This window comes from Tissierella sp. (assembly GCF_031460495.1).
Classification (GTDB): domain Bacteria; phylum Bacillota; class Clostridia; order Tissierellales; family Tissierellaceae; genus JAVKTS01.
Genome location: NZ_JAVKTS010000002.1, coordinates 186,218 through 210,773, shown reverse-complemented (window position 1 = coordinate 210,773; position 24,556 = coordinate 186,218). Strand labels below are relative to the sequence as shown.

Sequence of the window (24,556 nt, the reverse complement as noted above, 5' to 3'; positions counted from 1 at the left end):
ATATATATTATACGATAGCTTTATATCTTTTTAAAGGATAACTTTATAAACAAGCAATTTTCAACTCTCAATTTTAAAGTATGATCTCCTGTTCCTTATCATCTCTCTTATGTCCCTGAGCAACTTTCTTTTCTCTCAACCTCTTCATAAGCTTACTATCAATTTTATGTCCTACCTCTGATGATTTAAACGGAATACTATCCTCAAATATTTTACTCATATGATGAAGCATCCTCGATGCTACAAGACAAACAGTTGGATTATGGATCTTATCCATATTTTCAAGAAAAAACTTTGCATATTCATTTCCTTGTTCAGCGGATAAGGTAAAATACTCTTTAGCCATCTCTTTATCTTCTGATACATACCTTCCCAACAAGTATAGTTTTCCTAGCATATATTGTGCAAACTGATTCCCATTGTCAGATGCTATCTCTAGAAAATTAACAGCTCTTTTTATATCATCTTCATCGGGATTCTCTTCCTTAAGAATTACCTTTGCCTTGCCATAATAAAGAAATGAACTTTTCAAATTTATATTTATATTACCTAAATCTTCATTAATAACAACTGTATCATGCATAAATAAATCATCTGTATATATTTCTTCTGCAATCATTTCATCAGCATCATCAAGTTCTTCAAAAGTAATAACCCCTTTATTTAAATTATCTGCTTCCTTAATTATCATGTTCTTAATTAACTTAAATTCCTTTTGCTCCGATAAAGGTAGAGACTCGGGTAAACTATCCATATAACTATGAAGTACCTCATTACGCATTTCATACCATAACTTATATGCCTTGCTTATTCTTTCATCCTTAGCCAGCTCATCTACAATGTCATCTACCATTTCTTTTAACTGTGGCTGTAAATAACCATATTGTTTTTTTCCATTAGTAAATTTCAGACGGTCGGAAAGATTTATTAACTTTTCTTCAATATTGCTATTCTGCATTGTGCCATTTTTCATTTCAGAAATTAATTGCATCAACACTTCTCTCGACTCATGTTTCAGCTCATCTCGTCTTTTACTTTGCTCTATATAAATTTTCTCTAGTTCCTGACCAAATATATTTTTTACAAATCCCGATTTCATTTTCTCTATACCTTTTTTAGTCAGGTATCCTTCTTTAGGATCTGCTGAATAACAAATCATATGAACATGAGGATGATGCCCTTCGTTATGAAAGGCTGCATACCACTGAAAGTTTTCAGGTTTTATTTTTAAACACTCAGCTATGTCTATGGCATAGTAAGAAATCATATTGTGCCAGCTCTCAGCTTGATCAAAACCAAGTCTTGCAGCATCTTCTCGCCTTAAGGAAACAATAGGAGTCCATATGTTGCCTGTATGATTTGCAACTTCATCTACAATCCTACTAAGTACAAGAGCATCATCTCCACCTGTAAACAAGCCATGCTTTCCCATTTTCTCTACCCTTGGTCTATTTGCAATATAATCTACATAATTTTTTCGTTTCCCTATCTTATCAAAGTTTTGCTCTAGTGCAACTGAAATAAATTCAGATGCATTTTCAATTGTAGAATTACTAATATAATCCTCATACTCAAACAGGTTTTTAGTGCTTGGAAGCTCTTTTATTATCTGAGCAATTAATTCCTCTTGCTTAATTGTAGATGGAAAATTTTTATCTTCAACTCGTATTCTTTCTACTCCATCTCTGGTAGCAATATAATTTACTAAATTTCCAAGATGAGCTGATGTATTCTCACTCCCACCTTTTATATAGGGGCATTTTAAAATAAGTCTTGGCATAGATTATCACTCTCCAATTCCTTGTTGAAACTTTATCGCCTCCTCCATAGATACTTTACCTCTTGTCTTTTTCACTTGCTGTACGCATCTTCCTCTAAGACTATGAAGTTCTTCTTCATTAATTTCTAAACCAGCTGCAAGTATATTCATCATCATACTCATTTCAACGGATAGACGAAATAGATTGCTTGAATTTCTATTTTCTGTTTCTTTTAATGTTCCTTGCATAGCGGATATCAAAATCTTAGACAAATATCCTGTGGTATCCTCACTTACAAGGTATCCTATATAAAAATTTAAAGCTTTATCTATAAACTCACTTCGGCTTTTACAATTATCTTTTTCCAGAAGGTTATCCATTTTCTCTATTGTTTCAGGATAGAGCCATACTGCTGTCCGTTTCTTTACATTATTCTTTATTTCTGCCAATTTCATCTCACCTCAAATATCTCATGTTTTAACTTGACCACCTAAGCATTACACCTACAAATGCTCATTTTATGGGTTTTATTCTAATTACTGACCACCTAGATAGACACAAACCGTATTTTTCGACCACCTGTTTTTATTTCTTTAACCCACGGCACTGCCGGGGGATGTGGATGGAAGGTGGAATCTTTTGACCACCTTCCTTTATCCTGCACCAAAATCAATAGGGGGGTTCACTTACCTTTTAGGCTCATATTCTCCTAAAATCCAAGTATCATAAGGCTTAATCTGCTCTATTCATAACTCTGGGCAAATTCGCCCACAAATCGTTTTATCTTTCCTTAAGGATAACTTGTGCCACTCTCGTTCATACAATCGCACACAGGGGTAAATATCGCCCCAAAAATGGTTTTATTCCTGTGGTGTAGATGTAGAAGTAGCTGCACCAGTATTTTTAGCTGGTTTCCTTGTCATTTTAGCTCTACTTTCTTCCTCATTCTTTTCATCAATATATTCTCTGACATTGACTGGCACATGCTTCTCATAAAGCTTTTGTAGCTGTTCTGCTAGTTCATCTTGTACATCAATCTCTTTCTTCTCCATATATTTCTTGATTGCTCTTAGCTTTTCAGCTTCAAGACTTACGCTAATAGTATCTTTTTTCATCCAAACATGCCTCCTTCATTTTATTAACTTTTTTATGGTTTCCATTGCAAAAACAGAAAAGGAATAGCCACTACATACTCATGACCATTCCCTGATTTTCATCCTCTGTCTGCTCTTGAGACTCTTCAATTTCTTCTGCATTTGTAGTTTCTGTAGGAACTTCTGTCTGTTCACTTTGCACCCTTTCAGTCCTTCTTCTGCCACGATTAGAGGTAGCTCTTGGAGTAACTTCTGATGGGCTTTCACTAATAGGGCCCGTTATTTCCGTCTGGTTCTCCTGCTCATTATCATTTCTCTCTAGATATCTTCTAGTAGCTGATGGAACGTATTTCTCGTAGATACTACTAATATGTTTCTGCAATTCTCCCTCTACAGTTAGATCCTTTTCGTTCATATAAAACCGTAATGCTTCTAACTTTTCCTTTTGAAAAGTCACCTGTAGTGTTGCTTTTTCCGTTGATATACTCATTCTATAAATCCTCCTTTTCTACTTACATTTGCATATCCATACCTTGTGACTGCCCAAATTCTTCTATAAGTGATAGCTTATTATTCTTAGAACTATAGCGATAAATTGCATCAGATAACACTTCATCAGGTTCTACTTGGCTCTCATTTACTTCTGAAACCATCCTTTGAATAAATTCTAAATCTATGTTTTCTTCTACCATAATATCTTCTTCTTTTATTATGATTACTTCATGGAGAGAAGAGGGTAACACAATAAAATCTCCATCCAATTTCTCAGCAATAGAGGACATTACTTCTTCGTCAAATATATAAGCTGCACCTTGCATTTTTCTATCATTGCTAAGTACCCACATTACATTTTCTCCTGACATTTCCTCAAATTCCTCTATCTCTGCACCCATCATTTCTGCCATGATATCATTCATATTTTCAAATGTAGGAGGCAATATCTTTGGCATATTCATTACTGCTTGCTCATGAATAGTATCCTGATCTACGCCCCAAAGTTTTAAATGTGCATTATTTAATAAAATACTTCCGGTCCCTTCTTCCGATACACTCAAATGCACTCGATACACGATTGCTAGATCCTCTCTTCTTTGATGGGGAATATCTTGTAACAACTTTTCATTTTTCTCTGCGTTGATGACCGTATAGTATAGATTATCTTTCATATTATTGTAGGTGAAGTCTTCTAAATTAAACTGTGGTGTTCTTTTTATTTCTCTTTGAAAAATCTCACTAATCTTGCTCATAGTATCACTGGTCTTCATACCATCCTGATATAAATCATAAAAGGATTCTAGATATATGTTAGGACAAATATTGCTTTCTCCACGCAAGGTAAGTCCTGTTAATTCCATTCCATTATTTTTACTGAACCTATTAATCTCTGGGTTTACATCTTTGTATTCTTCTGGTAAATAATCTTTAATTTCTCTTTTTACTGTTTCTACATATTCGTTAAATGTCATGTACATTCTCCTTTACTTTTGCTGTTCTCATTGAAACAAGCTGCTTTTTATAGTTATTTTCATTACTACGTGCTACTTGAAACTCATAATCTTGTTTTAAAAATCAAATCCTATAAACTCCATCCTTGGCTCAGCCTCTGGTTCTTCTCCTGTAAATTCTTGAATTTTACCAAATTCTTGTGTGTATCTTTCTATTTGCTCATCACTTAAGGATACAAATTCTCCATCTGTGCTATCACCTACAATAAAAAAAGGACCGTCAATAATGTCATTACCAACCCTCCGATTTAGTTCCATCCCATTTAATTTTCCTTCTTCATTACATACTAAAATACAATTATCATCTAAATAAATACATTCAAATAATCCTTCGACCTCTCCTTGAATACCTTCCAAGTCATTAAATATTTCTTTTTCATAAGGTAGTTTTTGTGGCTCAATCTTTAAGATACGAATTGTCTTTTCTATATTATCCATTCTCTCATCCTCCTACATATTCATGTTTTGACTTGGCTTTATTTCTTCTTCTAAATTACTACAATAGTCAAGATATATTGTCATATCAAAGCAGTCATCGAGTACTTCAATTTCTGCGACTTCATCTCTGCTTGTTAGTTCATCTAAGAGTAAAGTTCCAATACCATTGTTTTCTTTTACAACTATTCCATAGGATTCTTCTATCTCATCAAAATATATAGCCCAACTACCATTTGAAGTATTTTCAGCAGATTCCTTAATTATTTGCTCTGCAACAATAGAAATTTGCTTATCTATATATGGCTTAATGTTTGGCATAAATGCAACATATCTTGGATAATCATATCCTTGACTATCAATTAAAATCCCATCTCCACTATCTATATTTAGTGCAAGCAGTCCATGGATTTGTCCTGTTGAATCTATATACATTTCTTCTTTTCTATCTGCAATAAAGGTTCTGTCATCTAATAGATTGTTGCTAAATTCCTCAAATTCATTTTCATCCATTACTTCAATTCCATTAATCACACATACTTGTGCATCAAATGCTGAAATCTTTCGTTCAAATATTGCTTTTGTAGTTAGCATAAGCTCCTCCTTTTATTTTAAAATATGCGGCCTACCATATAGAACCTGTTTGTTTGAATCAAATATATCTCTGTATACCACCTGTCCTTTCGAGTATGCAGCATCTATTACTTTTCCATTTCCAGCATAGACTCCTACATGTGTAATGTTCATAAATCTGCCGTTTGGCTTGTGACTCCAAAAAACTAAATCTCCAGGAACTAAATCTTCTTTTGAAACAGTAAGATTATTATTCACACAAAATCTTCCTTGCTCCGCAGCAGTTGCTGGTATTATAATTCCAATCTTTCTATAACTCCACATGGTCAAATAACTGCAATCCGTATAATTTCCTTGCCCTCTTTTTTCTTGTGAATAGGGATCTCCAAGCCTTGTCATAGCAAGCTTTACTATCTCTGATCCATTCTCTCCTTCTGGCAAATCATGATACAATTGCTCTAGTTCTTCTGGAGTAATACTATATGTCCAATCTCCCCATTCCCCAAAACCATCTCCTTCACTTGGTGCTGGAACTCCATACTGGATTCGGTAATAAATTTCATTGGCATTTGCCATATCCTCATAAGTAGTTGCCTTTCCCATAATCGTTTCAATATTTGTATAGACTTCTGGGAGAGTATCAATTGGTACTGCCACAATATATGTTTCTTCCACTTCATTTCCGTCTGCATCAATTATGATTCTTGTTCGTTCCTCATAAGTGACAAAGCAGTCAATATATTTAACTTGATCTACACCAGATGGCTGGTCAGAGGCGAAATACAGAGAATAAAAAATAGCCTTAACCCTTATAGAGTCCAGACTATCTCCATCTTCCATTTGACCATTTACTTCCTCTATTCTTTCATCAATCATTGTAAAGCTGTTACGCATATCTTCTATCTGACCTCGATATTCTTCAGGAATATTTTCTGATATAGCACCTCTATAAAAGGACAATTGGATGGCGGTGTTGTTGTGATTTGCTGTTCCTGAAAGCAATCCACAGATAATAACAATGATTAGAATAAATGGAGATAGGATTGCAGCAATAGTCCACCCTATACCTTTTCTCAGCCTTTCATCTGATAATGCTGTTATAGCTGCTTTTGCAATAAGTCCTATGGTTGTAGGGTCTGCCATTTAATATCACCACCATTTCATCCCGAATAAGCTTCCCTGTTCTGCTTTTTCCTCCATACTATTTTCTATCCTACCTACAGTTTTATCTACCGCATTTTGTAAAATATCTGTATCAAATCCTGCATCCATATATCCTTCTTCAATGGATGTTTTGTAACGTTCTGATGGTATTCCAAGTTCATGACCAGGTGTCATCACATAAACCATTGCTGAAACAGTACTACCATTTAACACAATCTCCATGTTTTCCTTTTCATAAAAATTAGGGTAGCCTTCATACCTATCTAGTGATTTCTCATCTTCTGGTTGGATTCCCCACAACAGAACAGGAACATTACTGCCCTCACATAGTTCAATAGTTGCCACTGCACTATATCTTGAACCACGAAATACAAGCTCATAATCCTTTATTTCTGATGTTCCAATGACTCTTGCAGTAGGGCATCGTTGTTCCATTTGTGATAGATTTAAATTACTTCCATAGGCGATATATAATATTTCTGGTACTGACTCATTTGATTTTTTATTTTTCATCCTGACCTCCTACTGATTCATAGACATAGTAAAAGCAGGAGGTTCTTCCTCCTGCTCATCTATTGCCATATCATTATTTTGTGTTTCTATTGTTTCTTCTTGTGAATCTGAAAGCTCAACTTCTCTCTTTTTTCTTAACCTTTCCTTCTGTGCTTCTGCTTGTTCAGGTGACTTCCATGCAATATTTCCTTCTAAATGGTCAAGGAGATGTTTCCTTGCTGTTTTAAATTCATCTCCTATTAAACCAAGTCTTAATAGCCATACTCTGAATGTATATTTTTCATTTTCGGATACTGTTTTTATTGGACTTGCAGACCTTTGGTTGTATGCTTGAGCTGTAATAGCCATACAAAATTGCAGATACGCTTTCATCTTCCCAGCATGGAGTGAGCCATTAAAAGCACGAAACTCGATTGTTCCCTTTTGAAAGACAGAATGAAGATTTAGGCAATGGTATCTACTATCATGATAATGCTGATGACTGCCATCACTACCTTTGTACCATAACTTTTGAATTCCACTCTTTGTTTTTGGTTTCTGCTTATTTAACTTCTCTAAAAAATCCGTATCTATCTTTTTGCAATAACGTCTTTCCCTATCTGAATCCACCTGCAATGCCTTGTATATCATATTTTCTTTTGCAGCTACAATATTAACAAGATTTCTTAATTGATATGCTTCAAAAGGCGCCGCATTAATGTGAATATGGATTCCACAGGACTTATTACTAAATGCTCCAGCCTCTCTAAGTTTACGCACGATCTCCTGTATCTTTTCAATATCTTCATACTTACAAATGGGACTAACAAGCTCTACACTGTATTCTCTGTCAGCTATTTGCTTTCTATTTCCCACTTTTTTCTGACAGCTTATGCTACCATCACTTACAAACTTCCACTTTCGGTTTTCATTATCCCTTACACTATAAGTGTCATAACCACCACCTTCATGTTCAGCTATCTCATTGAGATATTCGGCAACTACTTCAGCAGCTCTTCTTCTTGTTATGCCTGTCATCTCAATTTCAATTCCAAAGTTCTGATCTCTTAAATCCACAGCCTCACCACCTTACCATTGCTTTTTTGCTTCGATGATGCCCTCAGCATTTTGAAATCCTGCATACCTAGAAGCAGTGACAATATATTCTGTAAGTCTTTCATTCCTCCAAGAGTCTATTAGCTGTCCACGGCATATATCATGTAGTTCATTTATTTTTATAATTGTGCTTTCAATAATCCTAGATACTTGCGTAGATTCTCCACCAGATAGTTTTAGCTTATCAATATATTCATTAAAAATATGGTCAAATTCTTCAATGTGTCTTTCATCATAATGGTTATATGCAAGGAAGGGATTTTCATATTCTTCGCCATTAATACAGTGCTTTATCTGCTCCAATAATCTTGGTCGATTCTTTGTTTCTGCCTTTAAATACTGTTCCATAAAACAAAGCAAGTCATTATCCCTGTTTGGAGTATATCTGATGCATACCCTCAAATCATCTATAATGCCTTGCTTTTGTTCCCGGTAGGATTTAATTTTTTCTTGTTTCTTTACCCATTCTGCACTTTCAATAGTCATTACCTTCCACCTGCCTTTCCAAATAACTTTTCTTTATATGCTGGAGCATGGACAGCCAAATTGTAACGTTCGTTACCACATTTATATAAGCACACCCCTCGCTGTGGAAATCTAATAAGATTATATTCTGATTCTTCAAGCTGTAAGGTATCCATATAAAACTGCTTATCAATATTTCCTGCATTAAATAAAAAAGCGTGTGCTGGAATAGAAAACAGCGGTTTAGTCAGCTCCTTAATGCCTTCAATATTGAAGTCCTCAAGGTTTTGACTGCTAAGTATTACTGCTGATTCTTTTTTTCGCACTCGCTTCATAAAATTACGGATATATTCTATTGCTGTAAGATTAGTAAGGAATAAATACAATTCATCAATTCCAGCTGCAGTATTACCTTCCGTTAACAGTTTATCTGACATAAAGGATAATACATTAAACAGCAATGCATTTTTTACATTTTTACTGGCCTGTAATAACCCCTTTACACCAAATACAATAAATCGATTGGAGGTTATATTGGTATGCCCATTAAAGAACTTACTTTCTGCGCCTTGGCACATGGAATGAAGTCCAAGTAAGATTTCTTGTAGTAATTCTGCCGTGTAAAGCTGATATTTTCCCTTATCATAACCTTTATATTCTTCCTCTATTAACGTATAAAGGTCTGAAAGAATAGGATAATCAACAGATTCTAATTGGTTGAAATTTGTGCTGTCACTGATGCTCCATTTAGTGTAGAGTTTGCCAAGCATAATTTCTATAACATCAATATGCTTATCATCAAAATCTTTATAGCAACGGAAGAAGTCTTTTAAAAAACTAATATGCTGACTTAACTTTGTTGCTTGTCTAAATGCAAGGGGAGCATCTCTGTCCTGTGGGCTGCCACCCTCATCCCAAGTCTTTGGTTCTAATGGATTTATCATATACTCCCCACTCATTAAATCTACAAAACATCCACCTATATTTTCTGCAAGCTCCACATACTCATGCTCTGGATCAAGGCATATAACATTCTTTCCTGACTCTAAGATATTGCATAATATTAGCTTTAATAAATAGCTTTTTCCTTGTCCTGAATTACCAAGAATAAGGATACAAGGATTGGTTTTATCATCATCTCGTTTATCAAAATCCACAAGAATATTAGAACCAAATTTATCTCTGCCTAAATAAAATCCGTTGCTATCGGTCTTACCAGAATAGTTAAAGGGATATAGGTTTGCTACTGAGGATGCAGGAAGTACTCTTTCATATTGACTACCAAATGCATTTCTGCCTGTTGGACCAACACACAAAAAGCCTTGCTGTTGTCGTAGTATAAGTCTATCAACATTTAACTTAGAACGAACAAGCTCTGTTAATACATCGGTCTGTAGCAGTTTCAAGCTGTCATAATCACTTGCAGTAAGTTCAATATATACTGCACAATGAAGGAGTGGTTCTCTATTTCTATGCATTGATGATACAAGGGTAACAACATCTTGTAAGTTGCTTTCTGCTGTTACGGTCTGTTGTAAATCATTTGTATTTGCCGTATTCATCCTGTTTTTATTGGCTGCATTATGAATAATTTTCTTTTCCTCATTTGGAGTTACCTGTCTTGTATAGATTCTAAGGGTTACCCCATCTTTTTCTCCAAGATGACGAAGGATTGCCTGTTCATTGGTGCTTGTAGGGTATTCTCTGAGTGCCCATACGCATCTATAGGTATTTCCACAGATAAAATGGTCTGTGTTGAATTTGATGATGGATGGTGCAATCATGTCTACAAAGGTTTTGATTTTTCCATCTTCAGTAATCGGTAATTTCTTTTTTACCATGATATTATCTACCTCCATTTCTTTTTTGCATTAAAAAACCCCACACATTAGTGCAAGGTTTTAACATATAATAGATGAATTTTATTTTTAAGATTGTTCCATAATTTCATCGACAAATTGGAATTTAGCGTGGTCTTTCCCATTCTCCTGTATTTTGGTTTTTCTGCAATACTAAATCAAATCCATCATTATGGTAGAAATATATTTCACGGCATTCGGAATTTAGTAATATTACAAATTCGTTCTTTGCCCCAATGGAGCTATTAAAGCCTCCGAAAGCAGAATAAAATTGCATCTCCATAATCTCAGTTTCGTTTGTGTCATTCAAAAAATCTCTGACATAGCCCATAGAACCTGCAACACCAACTTGCAACGTTATTTCACTTCCATCCTCAGACAAAGAGTAATCCACCAAATATACATTTTTTCTCTTAATAAAACCACTGCCGATTATCCAAGCCACAGCAACTAAAATTACAAAAACTAATATGATAATAGATTTTTTCTTCATATTATTCCACTCCCAAATTCCTATTTATACATATTATAGCACATCCATTCTATCAAATAAACTTACACTTTATTAACATTTACACATCTCCAAATACCACCCATCGCTCACCATCATAGTCCTCATACCTTTCCGTTGTTACATTCTGCTCATAATAAACTCCAAGAAGTCTTTTAATATCTGTATTATCTGCTCTTCTAGTTGCAAATCCTTGGTCTTTTAAGCTCTTTTCAATCCTTGAAAGATAAGGAAATACATTGGATTCTTTTTCATTTTTAAGTCGTATTATAATTAAAAACTCACGAGCAGTAGCCATCTGTACCTGCATTCTATCAAGATTGGTACTATCTTGCTGTAGTAGTTTTCTTATAACAGGATTTTGCTCCATCTCCATTCTTCTTTTTAGATACTGCTTATTATCCTCAAAGTTTTCCTTTGAATTTAGACAAAGCATTTCAATTTCGGCAATTCCTTTTAATACTGTCATAAGTGCATAGATTCTAGCACTTACACTCTCATTAGATAATACTGATATATTAGTTGGATGAATCATAAAATATACTAGCTCTCCATAGGGAGTTTTAATACTATAATCTGTGATTTCATCAATACCAACTAGCTCTCTCGTAGACTTTTTTTGTCTTTCTTTTTGTTTCTGTTTTCTACTCAATCTTATAACCTCCATTCAAACATCTGCTGCTTTAAAAGAAAAAAGGCACAGGCATAACGAATAAAATTTAGTATGCTTGTGTCTTCAAATTGTATAGTTAAAAAGGCATATACTGCCGTTATTACAATAGGTGGCATAAATCCAAGCTGTGCTAACGCAAATACAGAAATAAGAAGCCCTACTCCAATGATGCCAATGACTTTTAACTCCCATAGCCATAGGGTTGCTTTAGCCTTTAAATTATCAGGATACATATACACTGTCTATTCCTCCGCTTCTTCCTTAAATTTCTTTAAAAAATAAGCAATCCCTTGCATTATAAAATCTACACATGGGATTGCTACACTATTACCTAATGCCTTATATCTTGCACTATCGGATGATTTTTCTATTTTAGTCCACCCATCGGGAAATCCTTGAAGTCTTTCGCATTCCATTGGTGTTAGTCTGCGTACAAGATTCTTAGTAGTTACAAGGTTTTCACTTCCTCCTCCATTATCTCCACCCTCTGCTCGGAGTGTTGCACAACCTACTTTGTAATTAGCAAATTCTGATTGTCCAAACATCATCTTTTCATTATCTACTATACATTTGCCTTGACTGACATATTGATTACCAATGCCTTTTTCATCGCTTCCACATAATGCTCCTACTGTATCTTGATAAGTTTTAGCTGGAAAACAAACTGCATGAATATCACTTGTAGTAAGAGTATAACTTATATTCTCTTGAAATCCACATCCATTTCCACCGTTATGATCTTGTCTATCAATCGTATTTCCCGCAATACAATAACTGTCTGAATCAATTGGTTTTGATACTAATGGTACATTATTTCCTCCTGTTCCATAGGTGGCTGCTATTGTTGGAGCTACATCAAGGGGTCCATTATATCTACAGTCTTTTGCATGATTATCGAATAGAACAGGTTGATTATTGCCACTTGTTCCTGATGCTGATGTAATAGTAGGACAAAGGTCAAAGCATATCTCTGCACCACCTTGCTGTGTTGCTATGACGATAGGTTGATTTCCTCCCATACTAGCCCTTAGTGTTGAAGTAATATTCTCTGTTATATCCATTCGGTCACCACCCTGATCATTTAGACATAGCATAGGTTCTGTGACAAATGTCTGCATCTGCATATTTTGAGTTGCCATCAAGGCTCCTGAAATTCCATTTAAGTCGATACCCTCATTTCGTTGATTGATATGATATGCTTTATATTCAGTAATCATATTGTCATTGGAATCTTCCTCTATTCCTTCAGCTTCTCCTTGAATTTCTAAAGCTATTTTTAATTGTTTAGGCAGTTCCTTTCCTCTTGCTCTAGCTCTTCTAAGTATTCCCAAACAAGCTGTCTTGCTCAAATAATATTTTGGGTGCGGTGTGTCCTCCAAAATCTGCGACAAGAAAGATTCTTTTACGTCTTTGGGGGACACCCCAGTATTGAGCATCGAGAACTCTCCAAGCAATGGTGAATTCATATCCCAATATGCACCCAACAGATTTCCATATCCCTCCCGGAGGTCTAGGTATAGATACGCTGCTGTCTGCAATTCTTGTGGTTTCTTCAAGGACCGCATGGAAGTCTTCTCCGTTTGTACTTGAGAATGCTCCGGGGACATTTTCCCAAACGAAGTATCGAGGTCTGATAAGGTGATTTGCCTTTCCTCTTCTTGCATTTGCCCACCTCATTTCCTTTGTTATTCTTATCTGCTCCATAAATAATCCTGAACGTTCACCAGCAAACCCTGCCCTTGCACCTGCAACAGATAAATCTTGGCATGGTGAACCACCTGTTATAATATCAACAGAGGGTAGATCTTCTCCTTTTAATTTTGTAATATCACCAACATGGAGCATATCGGGGAAGCGTATTTTAGTCACCTCAATGGGAAAAGATTCAATTTCGCTTGCCCATATGGGAGTAATTCCATTATGGACAGCAGCAAGGGGAAATCCTCCAATCCCATCGAAAAGACTCCCCAAGGTAATCATCTATCCATCCTCATACAAAATAGAGCCTCTTTTTTTATTTCAAAATCTAGTTTCATAATTCTTTTTATAGGAATGCCTATCACTCTAGCAAATTCAATCTCCTCAAACATTCCTTGAGAAATATTGCCGCCAAATGCCCATAGTTCATCGCATTTTGCCAAGAATTCTTTTCCTATGTTGATTCCCAATCTTCTTTCTTCTGGATTATTATCATCTAAAATCTGGGGGTAGAGAAGATGGGGACAAAAAAAGGCATTGCCTTCGTTTAATACATATCGGCAAGCCTGTTTAGCATATTCTATATTCTTTTTTATATCTCCTTTATATGGAGATGCAACATATATTAGTTTCATTAAATCCTCTCTTTCTATTTTTATTTTGGTACTGCTTGTACTATAGTTTTAGTTGTGTTTACAGCTGCCTGTGCTGTATAAACTGCACTCATTACATTGGCACGAGTGGATGTATCAAGTCCAAATGCTCCAGCAATCCGTGGTACTTCTCCTGCTGATAGCATTAATCCTAATCCGAGTAGTGCATGATCTTTTACTACCATAAGTCCTGCAGTTAATATAGTTGCCTGAAGAAATGTGGTAAGGCATAGACCGATTATCTGCTTGCACCACAGAATAAAGCCATCAATATAACCACGAGGAACAGAAAACATATATAGGCTTCCAACTGCTATCTGTATAAGTAGAATCCCTCCCCTTTTTAGGTTTGCAAAAAACACTTTAATTACTGCATAACCCATTAGGATAATAATAAATAGAGCCATAAATGGACTTGTTATCATAGAAATGCCACCGAATATACCTGAACCACCTATGTTTGTAATATCACCCACATTATTTAACTCTCCAATAATAGATGTTGCCAGTTCTCCGATTCCACTTCCATATCCTGTGATACCAGCGGTTAAACTTGCTTGTAAATTGACCGAGAGCTTAAATAGTTCTATAGGCACTGTAGTAAAAAGGCTGACTGCCATAAATCCTTTAATTGCATTTAAAGCAGCATCTTTCATGTTACCCCTACCATATTGATACTCAATTCCCGTTTCAAAGCAGGACACTACAAGTCCTGTTCCATAGAGTGACCAAGCAAGGTAAGAGAAGAACAAAACGATTGATTGAACCCAGCTCATCTCAAAAAGTTCTACTCCCATATTTCCCATTTGGGCAAAGAAATCTGCAAGAAAGCCTACAAGCTGACCATAAAACCAATCGATGATTTGATCCATTACATCACCCAAGAGAAAATCCCAAATAAACATTTTTATCGCCTCCTTTCTTTGAAATAAAAAAACACATCATACTACTGGATGTACAAAATAAGATGATACTTTTCTAACTTATTAAAAACTGAGTACCTGCTAGCCACAAACTAATCAGCATAACTGATTGAAAGTGCCAATAGAATGTGGTATTATAACAGCAAACAGGAATTTGATTAAATTATCAATACACAGGAGGTATTTATGGATTCGTGGCAAGTATTAATCTTTTTTATTTTTCCAATTACATCAGTTCTATTGATGTTTTTTCTAAAGAGGAAAGTACTCTGGATTTCTCCAATTATCTCAACAGGACTATCAATAATATATAGCCTATTGGTTATGCCTGATCTATTAACCGTCCCTGAAAGTTCTATATTTTGGAGAATATCAATACCCATGCAATTAGTTGTTGTTATTTTCTTTACTGCCATAGCATATATTTTTTCTTGGCTATTAAAAAAGCGAATGTTGAGAAACAAATAAATTTGAATTTATCGATCAGATTTTAATCAAGAATTATCTATATTTTGTGCAGGAGGTTACTAAATGAGGTCTAAAATTAAAAAAAATATTAAGCCAAGAATTTTATTTGGAATTGGGATCGTACTATTAATGTGTTATTTCGGAGGGATATTTTATATTTACAATATTCAAGAGTATAACCCCTATGCTTCTACGGGGGCTGATCTTGATGCTCTAATTCACAGCGTATTGTTTTTGCCTCCAACTGCAATATGCTTGATATTATCTCTCATATTACATATAAAAACAAAAAAGTGAATCGCACTGTCTATTACGAGCATATATTACGAGGCTACAAATTCCAATTTATAGAGCGGACTGAACCCGTCATTCATACGAATTCAGTCTGCTTTTTTTCATTACATTCCAAGTATCGTCCAAATATATGCTGGTGCAGTTAGCGTAAATACCAAACAGGCAAACAGGATTGCAGGTGCTGCCCATTCAAACTGCCCATGCTTTCTATAGTCAAAATAAGCAGTACCAAGTTTTGCAAAGAAGAACACTGCCAAAACAAGGTCAATTGCAGGGAATACAACCTTATTCACAACCGTTTTTATTTGTCCTGATGCATCGCTCCAAGTATCTTCAATTGCCCCTGCTACATCTCCTGTACCTGAAGCTAATACTGTAGTGCTAAACATCAATATGCCAATCAGCACCAAGCACATAGTTAGTGCTATTATCTTATTTGTCTTCATGAAATCCACCTTTCTTTTTCTATATTATTTAAGGGTTTAAGGGTGCAATGTGCCAATCCTGCCACAAATTCCCCTTTATTGTTAATGTGTCTGTAAGATTCGCTGAGAGCATTCCATCAGGTGTCCATGCATCTATTAGCCAAGTGCTTACTGTATATTCACCGTCTGGCATCCATATTGGAGTAAAATGAGTTCGATTCTTATAAGTAGAATAATTGTTTTTCTTAAACTCAAACCTAGCATTCGAACCACTTGAAACACGTTCTAACAATCTCCAATAGGTTTCATAGCGAAATTCCGGAAAATAGGAAACAGCATTTTGGGCATAGGTTATAGCCGAGCTTTGATTACTGCTCACATTTGCAGTCAATGTTTGATTAATCCCATATCCACTTTTAAAAACACTTCCACTTGCAGTAGGGTTTTTACTATCGTTTTTAATACTCATATCACTAGAAAGCCTCGCTGTATATTGGTCAAGATCAAACTCCCACCAACCATGGTCACACCAATAACCTGAGTCCTCTCCTGTACTATGCCACACCCAATATGCCCGCCACCAAGGACTCCATATGCTCCAATTTGCATTTATTTTTTCTTCTCTGTTTGGAACAGAGGAATGAGAAAAAGAGTCATTTCTATCATCTGCTACAGGATTTGGTGGTGGATTTTTATCTAAATCAACAATCCTAACATTGATAATTGATTTACTAGTACTACCTGGTCCATTCACTATTACATCAATTACCATATCTTGTTCCGTATCAGGAGTTGTCCACTTCACCCATGCAAGCTGAGAGTCGCCACTTGGGTAATATACATTCCCAACATTATAAGTTCTTCCATCAATAATAAAGCTTACACGAGTGGGTCTGTCAGGATCGGACTGTCCTCCACTAATCATAACGGAAGTAATTACCTCTGTATTTACTCTATATTCATAATCATATGCACTTACGATTGGTGGTTCAGGTTGTTCTGTAAATCGCACAATGCCAAGTCCCAGAGAGGATTTTATATCTGCATTTGAGGCCGCTTTTGTAGTACTGCCGCTCCATGCTGGATATCCCAAATCTCCTACCTCTAGAAACATTGCAAGGGGCAAGTTTTTATGGGATAAAGATACCATCTTATTTCTAAGCAATCCACTTAACTGTTCATCATATATGGCAGCTTCCGTTGCAGTTGTAGCAATCATAACTCCTTGAAATGTGTAATATGCCATTGGTTCTAAAAGTAATTTGTAATCCCCACCAATTAAAATGTCATAATTCATGCCTGTAATTTCAGCAACTCTTTTAATTGTATATTCAGAGCAAAAGTATTTCTTTATTGCTTCTATGTTGCTACTACCATTCGTACTCACTATTCTTGGCATCTCTTGTGCAGGATTTACATAAGAATATGCTCCTTGAATAGGTGACAGATTTCTTCCACCATTATATTGAATTTTAGATACTTTACCAAAATGAAACATAGTAGATGGTGGTTGTTTATTTGTAAAGTCAATAGGGGTAGTTACTACAGCATGATCACTGGCACGAACCACAGTTACACGCACACCATCATAACCAGGAGACCATTTATCTGTACTTGTTCCATCTCCCATACCTCCACCACCTGAATCTATATTTCCATCTCCAACGGCAAATACAGTAATTGGCATCATTAAACTAAGTATCATTATAAATATCATCAATATTATTAATATCTGCTTCATCTATTCTCCTTTCCGCAAAGAAAAAACACTACATCTCTGCAGTGTTCATCATTGCTATATATATTTAATCCATGTTTCCTATTTGCTTATTAATATCTCCATCCCCATCTACTGCAGTCCCTTGATTTTCTCCACTATTCTCTATCCATCCAAAACCAGGCAAGTAAGTTTTCCCTTGATTATTGGTATCTCCACCTTGCGGTACATCATTACCTTTCGGTGTTTCTGCTGGTTTCTCCACTTTATTATGTTCTACAGGTTCAGGTGGTGTTTCTACTTTCTCACCATTTGGTTTCTGTGTTGGATCTGTAATCTGTTCCTCTGTAGGCTCTTTCGGTTTTTCTACATCTCCTTGAATGGTTTGCTCTGTGCCTGTATCTATCGCACCATTATCTATCGTTTCATCCTCTGGAATCTTAATTTCTGGCACTATTATTTCATCTTCTTTTTCTGTAATTACAGGTTTTTCTACTATGACATCACTAGTTTCTATACTTTGATTTGGCAGTACTGTATCCTCTATGGGTTCTTTCTTAAACTGAGCACTTATTAAAACTATAAGTATTACACTAATTATTAAGCCACTTGCTACAATTAGTCTTCTTTTTGTCTTATCATTTATATTGTTCATAGGTTTCTGCCTCCTTATTAATCTTAATTATCTGTTTCTTTCAAGCTACAAACTACCACAAGATTTCCTGAAAGTCTATTAAATTTTTCAATTCTTTTAAAACTTAGGCATATAGCCAGCACTTGTCTTTATTTTCATCTTCATACTTGGAAGAAGTTTGCCTCCAAAGGATACTGGTACTTCAAGCATTATGCTACTATCTACCTCAAATCTTGAATCTGATTTGTCCCCTAAAGCTAAAGGAGCATTTCTTATATCCACTTCTAGATTCCATATTTTAAACTCTATTTTTCCTTCTGATGTGGTCTTAACATGATATCCACTTTCTTGACTTAATCCAAGAATTGTATCTAGTCTATCATAAATCACTCCATAATCAAGAGATTCTTCAAATTCATCTGCCATAGGCTGGTATCCTCCTGAATACCCTTCACGAACTCCATGATATACATCATCATAATTGTCATTTACAGTAGAAATTACTGCATCTTGTACAGCATCACGCACACCCTGCGCTATAATCATGAGCCTAAAGTATTCTGATATTCCTGTAAAAATCATTACAAGACACAAAGTCACTGCAACAATTAAAGGAAAGGAACTACCTTTTTTATCGGTTAATATTCTTTTTATTTTATTCAAGATTTCACCTACTTCCAATATACTTCTGATTTCCCAGCGGCATCAGCTCTTAAGGTAACAGGAAAAGAACCAAATCCTCCAAATATACCTATATTTGTTTCAAAGGTAACTGTAACAGTTATCTCTTCATTTAACTGAATTCTTCCTGACTTTGACCATTTAACCGTTGGTGTAATACCTGTTTTTTCTCGAAGTAAAAGCTCCCTGTTTGTAGTTTCAGATCCTACCCTTCCTGCAATTTCTGATTCCCTTACAAGCTCTGTAGCAAAGGTATCTACCTGTTGTTTTATGATATAAGCTGGAAATACTCTCACTGCAAGAGCAATAACAAGCATGGCGCAAAGCACAAGAATTGCAACATCTATATATCCTTCGCCTTGCTTTGACTTTAATATTTTTATCACATAGACACCCCCCCTAGAACATTCCACTAAGGGAACGTATAATTTCATATACAATGATGGCCATATAGGTCATCAAGAAACACATAAGCATTACAAAGGAAAACACTCTAATCTTAGGTGGTATTTTCATTGCCTGTGCTTTTAATCGTTGAAGTTCAAGCTGTTTCATATCATGGGATAGCATTTGAAAATACATGGATCCATCATCCCCACGAAGAACACCAATTAACCCTCTCGTTATATCTGATAGCATCGGTGAGTTAATCCTTGCCTCAAATCTTGTAAGTGATGCCTCATAGGAAGAGGAGCGCATATCTGCTGTTAAGATATCCAGCTCATCAGCAAATTCCTCTCCTGCATTCTTCTTATAGTTCTCTATAATAGACAATACATCCCTACTTGCCTTTAACTCCTGAGTAATGGTTGCTACAAATCTTGGCAGTTCTACTTCAATTTTTTCTTTCTTTATCTTTAATATCTCATCTGCTTTACGAATTTCCTTAAAATATATGATAATGCTTAAAAACATAAGTATTGGTGCAATGAGTGGAAGTATCATAAGGCAAGGGATAATTAGAATCGCAATTATTCCCGACTCTAATATTGCTGATGAAATAAACTCTTCTGGAGTCAGATTCATTCCAGCAGCATTTAATGTGTTTTTCATTCTGCTTTTTTTATACTCATCCATAGGAATATATTTAGCAAGCTTCACTGCCCATCCCATAAGAAGTACATCTACAGTTTTCGCTTTTTCTTTCCCTTGTTTGCCAGCAGATAACATAGCCTTTTGTGTTGCAAGGCTTGGCAATTTTAGCAAATCAGCAGAAATTAGAAACAAACCAATGGCAAGCAGTATGCCAAATATAAAGATTAAAATTGTCATATTCGGCTACCTCCTATACTCAATTGGATGGGTTAATTTAATTACGAAAGCTGTTGATATAAAAATAGCCATAGCACAAATAGAAAGAATAATCTGTCCCAAAGCTGAGTGCATGAGTGTGTAGTACCAGTCTTTGTTTAGAAAATACAAAAGAGGTATATTTCCAATGACCAATATTACCATAGTAATAAATTCTTTTCTTGGTTCAAAGACCATGTTTTCAAGTTCTCCATTTACTACACGCATATCCGATAGCTTACTTACAATGGGTGTTAAGGTTGTCTTTAAGCTTCTATCAAGCTGACAAGCGATTAAAGCATCACACCATTCACGAAACACAGCATTATCAATCTGTTCTTTCATAGCTTGCAAAGCTCCCATAATATCTGGGTTTATCAGCTTTATCCTTGAAACGAAACCCTTAAATATAGACAGAACTGGTGGATTTAAGTAGTTCATATTTTCCTCAACTGCTGTAAGAATATCCTCATTTCTTAAATAAGCAGTTGTTATAATACTCAGTGCTGTTTCTAACTCTGCAGCAATATCCCTTTTAAAATAACTTTGAGTAAGCCTTATATACCAAAATGGCAGAAACATAAAGCCTATTGCCATCACTGGTACTAAGAAAAAGTTATCGAGCATGATAGCAATAGATCCTCCCATAGCAAACAATAACAAGGATAAGGCACAAAGCATTGGAAATTTCTTTTCTCTCCCTGTTACTTTTAAAATCTCTTGTACCTCCATGATTTCTCGTCTTAAAAAAGATACTTTCTTTCGTTTTGTAGTCTCATTTATCTCATCCTTAATGCTCCTTGGCTTACTTATCAGCTTTTTAAATATGTTTTCCGTGAACTCCATTGGTGAGATTCCAAATAAAATAAAAAAACCTGTAATCATTCCGATACAGGCAATCAACAAGATGGTACTCATAGAGTTTCCACCTCCTTTGTTTTCAGTTTTTCTATGATGTCAATTGGCATTCCATTTTCCAAGAATCTTTTACTAAGGCTATCTGAAATACTATTGATCTGCTCATGGTAACCATTAATTATAAATTTCCCATCCTCCATCCGATTTTCAGTAATCACATATTGATATAATGGACGGTAATTCCTTGTGCCATCTGGAAGGATCTCGCATTCCATTATCTCCATCATCTTTCTTTCCTTATTTTCAAGTTGTTTACAAAACACAACAATAGGATAAGCCTCTGTTACATATCCCATTAGGGTTTCATCTGACATATCTACTGCTCGTTTGCAAAGGGATACCATTCTGCGATAGGTTGCCTCACAAGAGTTTGAATGGATGGTAGTAAGAACAGCTACCCCTGTCCTCGCTGCCTCCTGTGCTGCATTAGCCTCTGCTCCACGCATTTCCCCTACTACAATAATATCTGGATTAAATCTTAAAGACATATCAAGCAAAGTAATCTGATCTACTCTTTGCCTTTCATTCTCACTGTCACGTGTTATGGTATGAATAACAGAATTAGTTACTCTTCCTTCTTGTTCACGAACTAAGGCAAGCTCACGTGAGCCGTTTTCAATAGTAAATATTCGCTTATTATCAGGAATGGTAGTAAGTAACCATCCAGCAATTGTTGTTTTACCAGAGCTGGTTGCTCCTGCCACACAGACAGAAATACCATAGCGAATACACTCTGATAAAAATTCAAGCATAGGATTTGTTGCTGTACCACCATCTACAAAATCCTCCTTTTTCATACTTTGAGGATTTACAATACGAATAGAGGCTGAAATCCCAACATCTTCATCCACTAAGGGGGTTTTAAGTACTGCAATACGAATATTTTTTGTTAAATGCCCAAGAACAGCTGGACTGGCATTATCAAGTACCATACCAGAAACATGGAGTATTCTCCTTATTACATTAATTGCATGTTCAGGAGAATCAAAATGTTCTTTAAGCTTTTCATTTCTTCCATCAGAATACTGCACTTCGATATCTTTCCAAGAGTTGATGTCTATTTCTTCAATACCTTCTCCATATATATATTTTGTTAAAAAACCATACTCAGCCATTTCAGTATAAAGTGCATCTATTAATTCATTGCCACTCATACCTTTTACTGAGATTCTGCTATCCTGAACGTATTTAGAGATATATCGTTTCATCTGCTCTTTAGAATCCTTCATAGTTCCATCGGTAATAAGAACAGAATAATTACTTGAAATATATTCTTGAACGTCCTTTAGAACAGTAGAAAAGTCCTTACCCTCTGTTTCAGGGGCAAAAAATAGGGAGTGAGTTCTATTTTCAGAACCTAACTCCCTTTGTGTTTTTTGAGCTTCTCGTGATTCTTGTATCTCTTTTATTTTTTTCTCTGCTCCTTGAGTTTCCAGCATTTCAATTGCCCTTTTGGAGGTCTTTGATATTGTCTTTTCATTTGTAGATGACACGTTTTGTTGCCCTTTTGTCTTTAGAAACACAGAACTATTTCTTATTTTGCCTAACACCCAAACACCTCCCTTGCTATCTTCTCAATTTCTTTGCGAAATGCCTTGCTGTCCTTCATGGATAATTCATCGAATAGATTTCCAGCTAGGTATTGTTCCTCAAGTTCCTGTGAATGTGGAAGCTTAAAGGCTACACTTCCAAGTGCTTGACTCATATGGTCTACCCCTTGCTGTGGTTTAATGTTTGAAGCTATTTTATATTGCTTATCTGCATCCCATTTCCCATCACGAAGAAGAGGTAATTGACTTGATAAATAACTGATGCTTTTTAAATCACAATTGGCAAGTCTTAATACGGAATCCGACTCCATTAGTGCAACAGCAGATAAAACATCATTTGCTATATAACTGCCACAATCTATAATAATAAATGGTGCGATTTCACGAAGGCTATCAATCAGCTCTCTTGCTTGCACTTCTGAATAGGGCGGATAGGTATATTCGTTTTCTCCCTTTAACATGCCAAGGATAGTAAGGTATGATAGCTTTTTATGGGTAATCATATTGTGTTTTACAAGTGGCTCTGTGACATGGGTTGCAGCAAGGATACTTCCTAATGATTTTTCGCATTCAAGTTCTTGTGAAGGACAGATACAAGGTAACATTGGAGCTGTCATATCGCATAATACCAGTACTACATTCTTTTTCTTATCCGCAAGATATTTTGCAATCTTTGTAGCTACTGTTGTTTTTCCACTCCCGGGACTTCCCCAAACAGATAAAACACCACCATGTAAGATTTCTTCCTGAACATTTTCTCCCTTTAAATTGCGAGTAAAAATACTATTTTTCTTAAAGTTTAACATCTTTACTCTACCTCACTTCCTGTTTCTTCTTCTACTCCTTCAGAGGATGTGTTTGAGTTATCTATTGCCTCTTCTACTTTGTCTTCTTCAGATACATCTTCCATCTGTTCTTCTGGTTCTGGATAATAGAGGGCTTCTATAATTTCTTCTTGCATATAAATAAATTTCTTTGTGTTCTCTGGACTTCCACGATATACAAGTGATAGGTGTGATTTAGAATCCGCCTCTAATTCTGCTAGAATATTACCTTGTTCAGGGGTTACAAGGAGTGTTACTGTTGATGGAAGTTCTCTTTCATCTTCTGTTCCTTGTTCATTTGTATTAGCATCATATCCTGATGAGGCAGTAACAGAAATTACCTCTACATATTTAAGCTCTGCTGGAATAACTGTTGCACCTTGCTTTTTATAATCAGGTGCAATAACAGATACAACATCTCCACTTTGTAGCTTTCCTGAAAGACCATTTGCAAAGGTCTTAATGGTTATGGACATTGCTTGTTTACTTCCATTTAGATTATATAAATAGGCATTTTCAGCTGCTGGTATCTCTGATAATTTTGTACTTAAAATATAATCTCCAATTCCTAAATCTGAAACTGCAAACTTACCGATCACTGTTTCTTTGGTACGAATCACATTTTCAGGCAGATTAAATCCACCTACTTCTACTACTTGGACCATATCCTTTGTGATTTCATCACCTGATTTTATCTCCTTTGTCACACGGACAATTTCTATCTTTTGACTTATCTCTTTATTAAATAATGGTGTGATCCCAAAACAAATAAGGAGTGATAATACGATACAAATCACTCCAACTACTGTTCTATTCCTTAAAAAACTCATAGTA

At 35.5% G+C, this 24,556-nt stretch carries 31 protein-coding genes; 1 reads left to right on the top strand and 30 read right to left on the bottom strand.

All coding sequences use genetic code 11. The features are described from left to right. Window positions 1-73: 73 nt before the first annotated feature. The 20 genes from mobP3 to RIN63_RS04680 form a co-directional block, all read right to left on the bottom strand. On the bottom strand, window positions 74-1,780 hold the full coding sequence (gene mobP3 / locus RIN63_RS04775; RefSeq protein ID WP_310443546.1) for a MobP3 family relaxase: 1,707 nt from the start codon (window positions 1,778-1,780) through the stop codon (window positions 74-76). 6 nt (window positions 1,781-1,786) lie between these two features. After that, entirely contained in the window at window positions 1,787-2,209 is a 423-nt protein-coding gene (locus RIN63_RS04770; protein ID WP_310443545.1) for a hypothetical protein, read from the bottom strand. A 411-nt stretch (window positions 2,210-2,620) separates the two neighbouring features. Beyond that, window positions 2,621-2,875, bottom strand: coding sequence for a DUF6103 family protein (locus tag RIN63_RS04765; protein WP_310443544.1), 255 nt, complete (start codon window positions 2,873-2,875; stop codon window positions 2,621-2,623). A 70-nt stretch (window positions 2,876-2,945) separates the two neighbouring features. Beyond that, on the bottom strand, window positions 2,946-3,344 hold the full coding sequence (locus RIN63_RS04760) for a DUF6103 family protein (RefSeq protein WP_310443543.1): 399 nt from the start codon (window positions 3,342-3,344) through the stop codon (window positions 2,946-2,948). A gap of 22 nt (window positions 3,345-3,366) precedes the next feature. Next, window positions 3,367-4,320, bottom strand: coding sequence for a DUF5688 family protein (locus RIN63_RS04755; protein ID WP_310443542.1), 954 nt, complete (start codon window positions 4,318-4,320; stop codon window positions 3,367-3,369). Between the two features lie 96 nt (window positions 4,321-4,416). Beyond that, window positions 4,417-4,797, bottom strand: a complete 381-nt coding sequence (locus RIN63_RS04750) for a DUF3846 domain-containing protein (protein WP_310443541.1) — start codon at window positions 4,795-4,797, stop codon at window positions 4,417-4,419. Window positions 4,798-4,809: 12 nt separating this feature from the next. Next, window positions 4,810-5,388, bottom strand: a complete 579-nt coding sequence (locus RIN63_RS04745; RefSeq protein ID WP_310443540.1) for a DUF6329 domain-containing protein — start codon at window positions 5,386-5,388, stop codon at window positions 4,810-4,812. 12 nt (window positions 5,389-5,400) lie between these two features. Then, window positions 5,401-6,510: a C40 family peptidase gene (locus RIN63_RS04740; protein WP_310443539.1), complete on the bottom strand. Its 1,110-nt coding sequence runs from the start codon at window positions 6,508-6,510 to the stop codon at window positions 5,401-5,403. A gap of 6 nt (window positions 6,511-6,516) precedes the next feature. Continuing rightward, a complete protein-coding gene (locus RIN63_RS04735) occupies window positions 6,517-7,044 on the bottom strand; it encodes a gamma-glutamylcyclotransferase family protein (protein WP_310443538.1) in 528 nt (175 codons plus the stop codon). Between the two features lie 9 nt (window positions 7,045-7,053). Then, window positions 7,054-8,061, bottom strand: a complete 1,008-nt coding sequence (locus RIN63_RS04730) for an amidoligase family protein (RefSeq protein WP_399324541.1) — start codon at window positions 8,059-8,061, stop codon at window positions 7,054-7,056. 51 nt (window positions 8,062-8,112) lie between these two features. Then, window positions 8,113-8,625: a hypothetical protein gene (locus RIN63_RS04725; RefSeq protein WP_310443536.1), complete on the bottom strand. Its 513-nt coding sequence runs from the start codon at window positions 8,623-8,625 to the stop codon at window positions 8,113-8,115. After that, entirely contained in the window at window positions 8,625-10,445 is a 1,821-nt protein-coding gene (locus tag RIN63_RS04720; RefSeq protein WP_310443535.1) for a helicase HerA domain-containing protein, read from the bottom strand. The genes RIN63_RS04725 and RIN63_RS04720 overlap by 1 nt, the downstream gene beginning before the upstream one ends. 124 nt (window positions 10,446-10,569) lie before the next feature. Beyond that, window positions 10,570-10,956 (bottom strand): hypothetical protein, encoded by a 387-nt coding sequence (locus RIN63_RS04715; protein ID WP_310443534.1) that lies wholly within the window; start codon window positions 10,954-10,956, stop codon window positions 10,570-10,572. A gap of 79 nt (window positions 10,957-11,035) precedes the next feature. Beyond that, on the bottom strand, window positions 11,036-11,626 hold the full coding sequence (locus tag RIN63_RS04710) for a hypothetical protein (RefSeq protein WP_310443533.1): 591 nt from the start codon (window positions 11,624-11,626) through the stop codon (window positions 11,036-11,038). 2 nt (window positions 11,627-11,628) lie between these two features. Continuing rightward, window positions 11,629-11,886 (bottom strand): hypothetical protein, encoded by a 258-nt coding sequence (locus tag RIN63_RS04705; protein ID WP_310443532.1) that lies wholly within the window; start codon window positions 11,884-11,886, stop codon window positions 11,629-11,631. A 3-nt stretch (window positions 11,887-11,889) separates the two neighbouring features. Continuing rightward, entirely contained in the window at window positions 11,890-12,996 is a 1,107-nt protein-coding gene (locus tag RIN63_RS04700) for a DNA cytosine methyltransferase (protein ID WP_310443531.1), read from the bottom strand. Next, a complete protein-coding gene (locus tag RIN63_RS04695; RefSeq protein ID WP_310443530.1) occupies window positions 12,965-13,627 on the bottom strand; it encodes a DNA cytosine methyltransferase in 663 nt (220 codons plus the stop codon). The genes RIN63_RS04700 and RIN63_RS04695 overlap by 32 nt, the downstream gene beginning before the upstream one ends. Next, on the bottom strand, window positions 13,624-13,980 hold the full coding sequence (locus RIN63_RS04690; protein ID WP_310443529.1) for a DUF4406 domain-containing protein: 357 nt from the start codon (window positions 13,978-13,980) through the stop codon (window positions 13,624-13,626). Before RIN63_RS04690 ends, RIN63_RS04695 begins: the two co-directional genes overlap by 4 nt. A 20-nt stretch (window positions 13,981-14,000) precedes the next feature. Then, window positions 14,001-14,903: a conjugal transfer protein TrbL family protein gene (locus RIN63_RS04685; RefSeq protein ID WP_310443528.1), complete on the bottom strand. Its 903-nt coding sequence runs from the start codon at window positions 14,901-14,903 to the stop codon at window positions 14,001-14,003. Between the two features lie 176 nt (window positions 14,904-15,079). Beyond that, window positions 15,080-15,337, bottom strand: coding sequence for a hypothetical protein (locus tag RIN63_RS04680; protein WP_310443527.1), 258 nt, complete (start codon window positions 15,335-15,337; stop codon window positions 15,080-15,082). 115 nt (window positions 15,338-15,452) lie between these two features. Here RIN63_RS04680 and RIN63_RS04675 point away from each other — a divergent pair, with 115 nt between their 5' ends. Then, a complete protein-coding gene (locus RIN63_RS04675) occupies window positions 15,453-15,686 on the top strand; it encodes a hypothetical protein (protein ID WP_310443526.1) in 234 nt (77 codons plus the stop codon). Window positions 15,687-15,787: 101 nt separating this feature from the next. On the opposite strand, the gene RIN63_RS04670 is transcribed toward RIN63_RS04675, so the two are convergent. The 10 genes from RIN63_RS04670 to RIN63_RS04625 form a co-directional block, all read right to left on the bottom strand. Continuing rightward, window positions 15,788-16,129: a DUF3852 domain-containing protein gene (locus RIN63_RS04670; protein ID WP_310443525.1), complete on the bottom strand. Its 342-nt coding sequence runs from the start codon at window positions 16,127-16,129 to the stop codon at window positions 15,788-15,790. 28 nt (window positions 16,130-16,157) lie between these two features. After that, on the bottom strand, window positions 16,158-17,849 hold the full coding sequence (locus RIN63_RS04665; RefSeq protein ID WP_310443524.1) for a hypothetical protein: 1,692 nt from the start codon (window positions 17,847-17,849) through the stop codon (window positions 16,158-16,160). Window positions 17,850-17,913: 64 nt separating this feature from the next. After that, window positions 17,914-18,480 carry a DUF6550 family protein gene (locus RIN63_RS04660; protein ID WP_310443523.1) on the bottom strand — a complete coding sequence of 189 codons (567 nt, stop codon included), beginning with the start codon at window positions 18,478-18,480 and terminating at the stop codon, window positions 17,914-17,916. A 96-nt stretch (window positions 18,481-18,576) separates the two neighbouring features. After that, complete coding sequence (locus tag RIN63_RS04655; RefSeq protein WP_310443522.1) at window positions 18,577-19,122, bottom strand: hypothetical protein; 546 nt, start codon at window positions 19,120-19,122, stop codon at window positions 18,577-18,579. An 8-nt stretch (window positions 19,123-19,130) separates the two neighbouring features. Next, window positions 19,131-19,526, bottom strand: coding sequence for a DUF4320 family protein (locus RIN63_RS04650; RefSeq protein WP_310443521.1), 396 nt, complete (start codon window positions 19,524-19,526; stop codon window positions 19,131-19,133). 13 nt (window positions 19,527-19,539) lie between these two features. Beyond that, complete coding sequence (locus RIN63_RS04645; RefSeq protein WP_310443520.1) at window positions 19,540-20,412, bottom strand: hypothetical protein; 873 nt, start codon at window positions 20,410-20,412, stop codon at window positions 19,540-19,542. A gap of 6 nt (window positions 20,413-20,418) precedes the next feature. Further along, window positions 20,419-21,348, bottom strand: a complete 930-nt coding sequence (locus RIN63_RS04640; RefSeq protein WP_310443519.1) for a hypothetical protein — start codon at window positions 21,346-21,348, stop codon at window positions 20,419-20,421. Next, a complete protein-coding gene (locus tag RIN63_RS04635) occupies window positions 21,345-22,898 on the bottom strand; it encodes a CpaF/VirB11 family protein (RefSeq protein WP_310443518.1) in 1,554 nt (517 codons plus the stop codon). The genes RIN63_RS04640 and RIN63_RS04635 overlap by 4 nt, the downstream gene beginning before the upstream one ends. Beyond that, a complete protein-coding gene (locus tag RIN63_RS04630; protein ID WP_310443517.1) occupies window positions 22,892-23,704 on the bottom strand; it encodes an AAA family ATPase in 813 nt (270 codons plus the stop codon). Before RIN63_RS04630 ends, RIN63_RS04635 begins: the two co-directional genes overlap by 7 nt. 2 nt (window positions 23,705-23,706) lie before the next feature. Beyond that, entirely contained in the window at window positions 23,707-24,552 is an 846-nt protein-coding gene (locus RIN63_RS04625; protein WP_310443516.1) for an RcpC/CpaB family pilus assembly protein, read from the bottom strand. Window positions 24,553-24,556 lie beyond the last annotated feature (4 nt).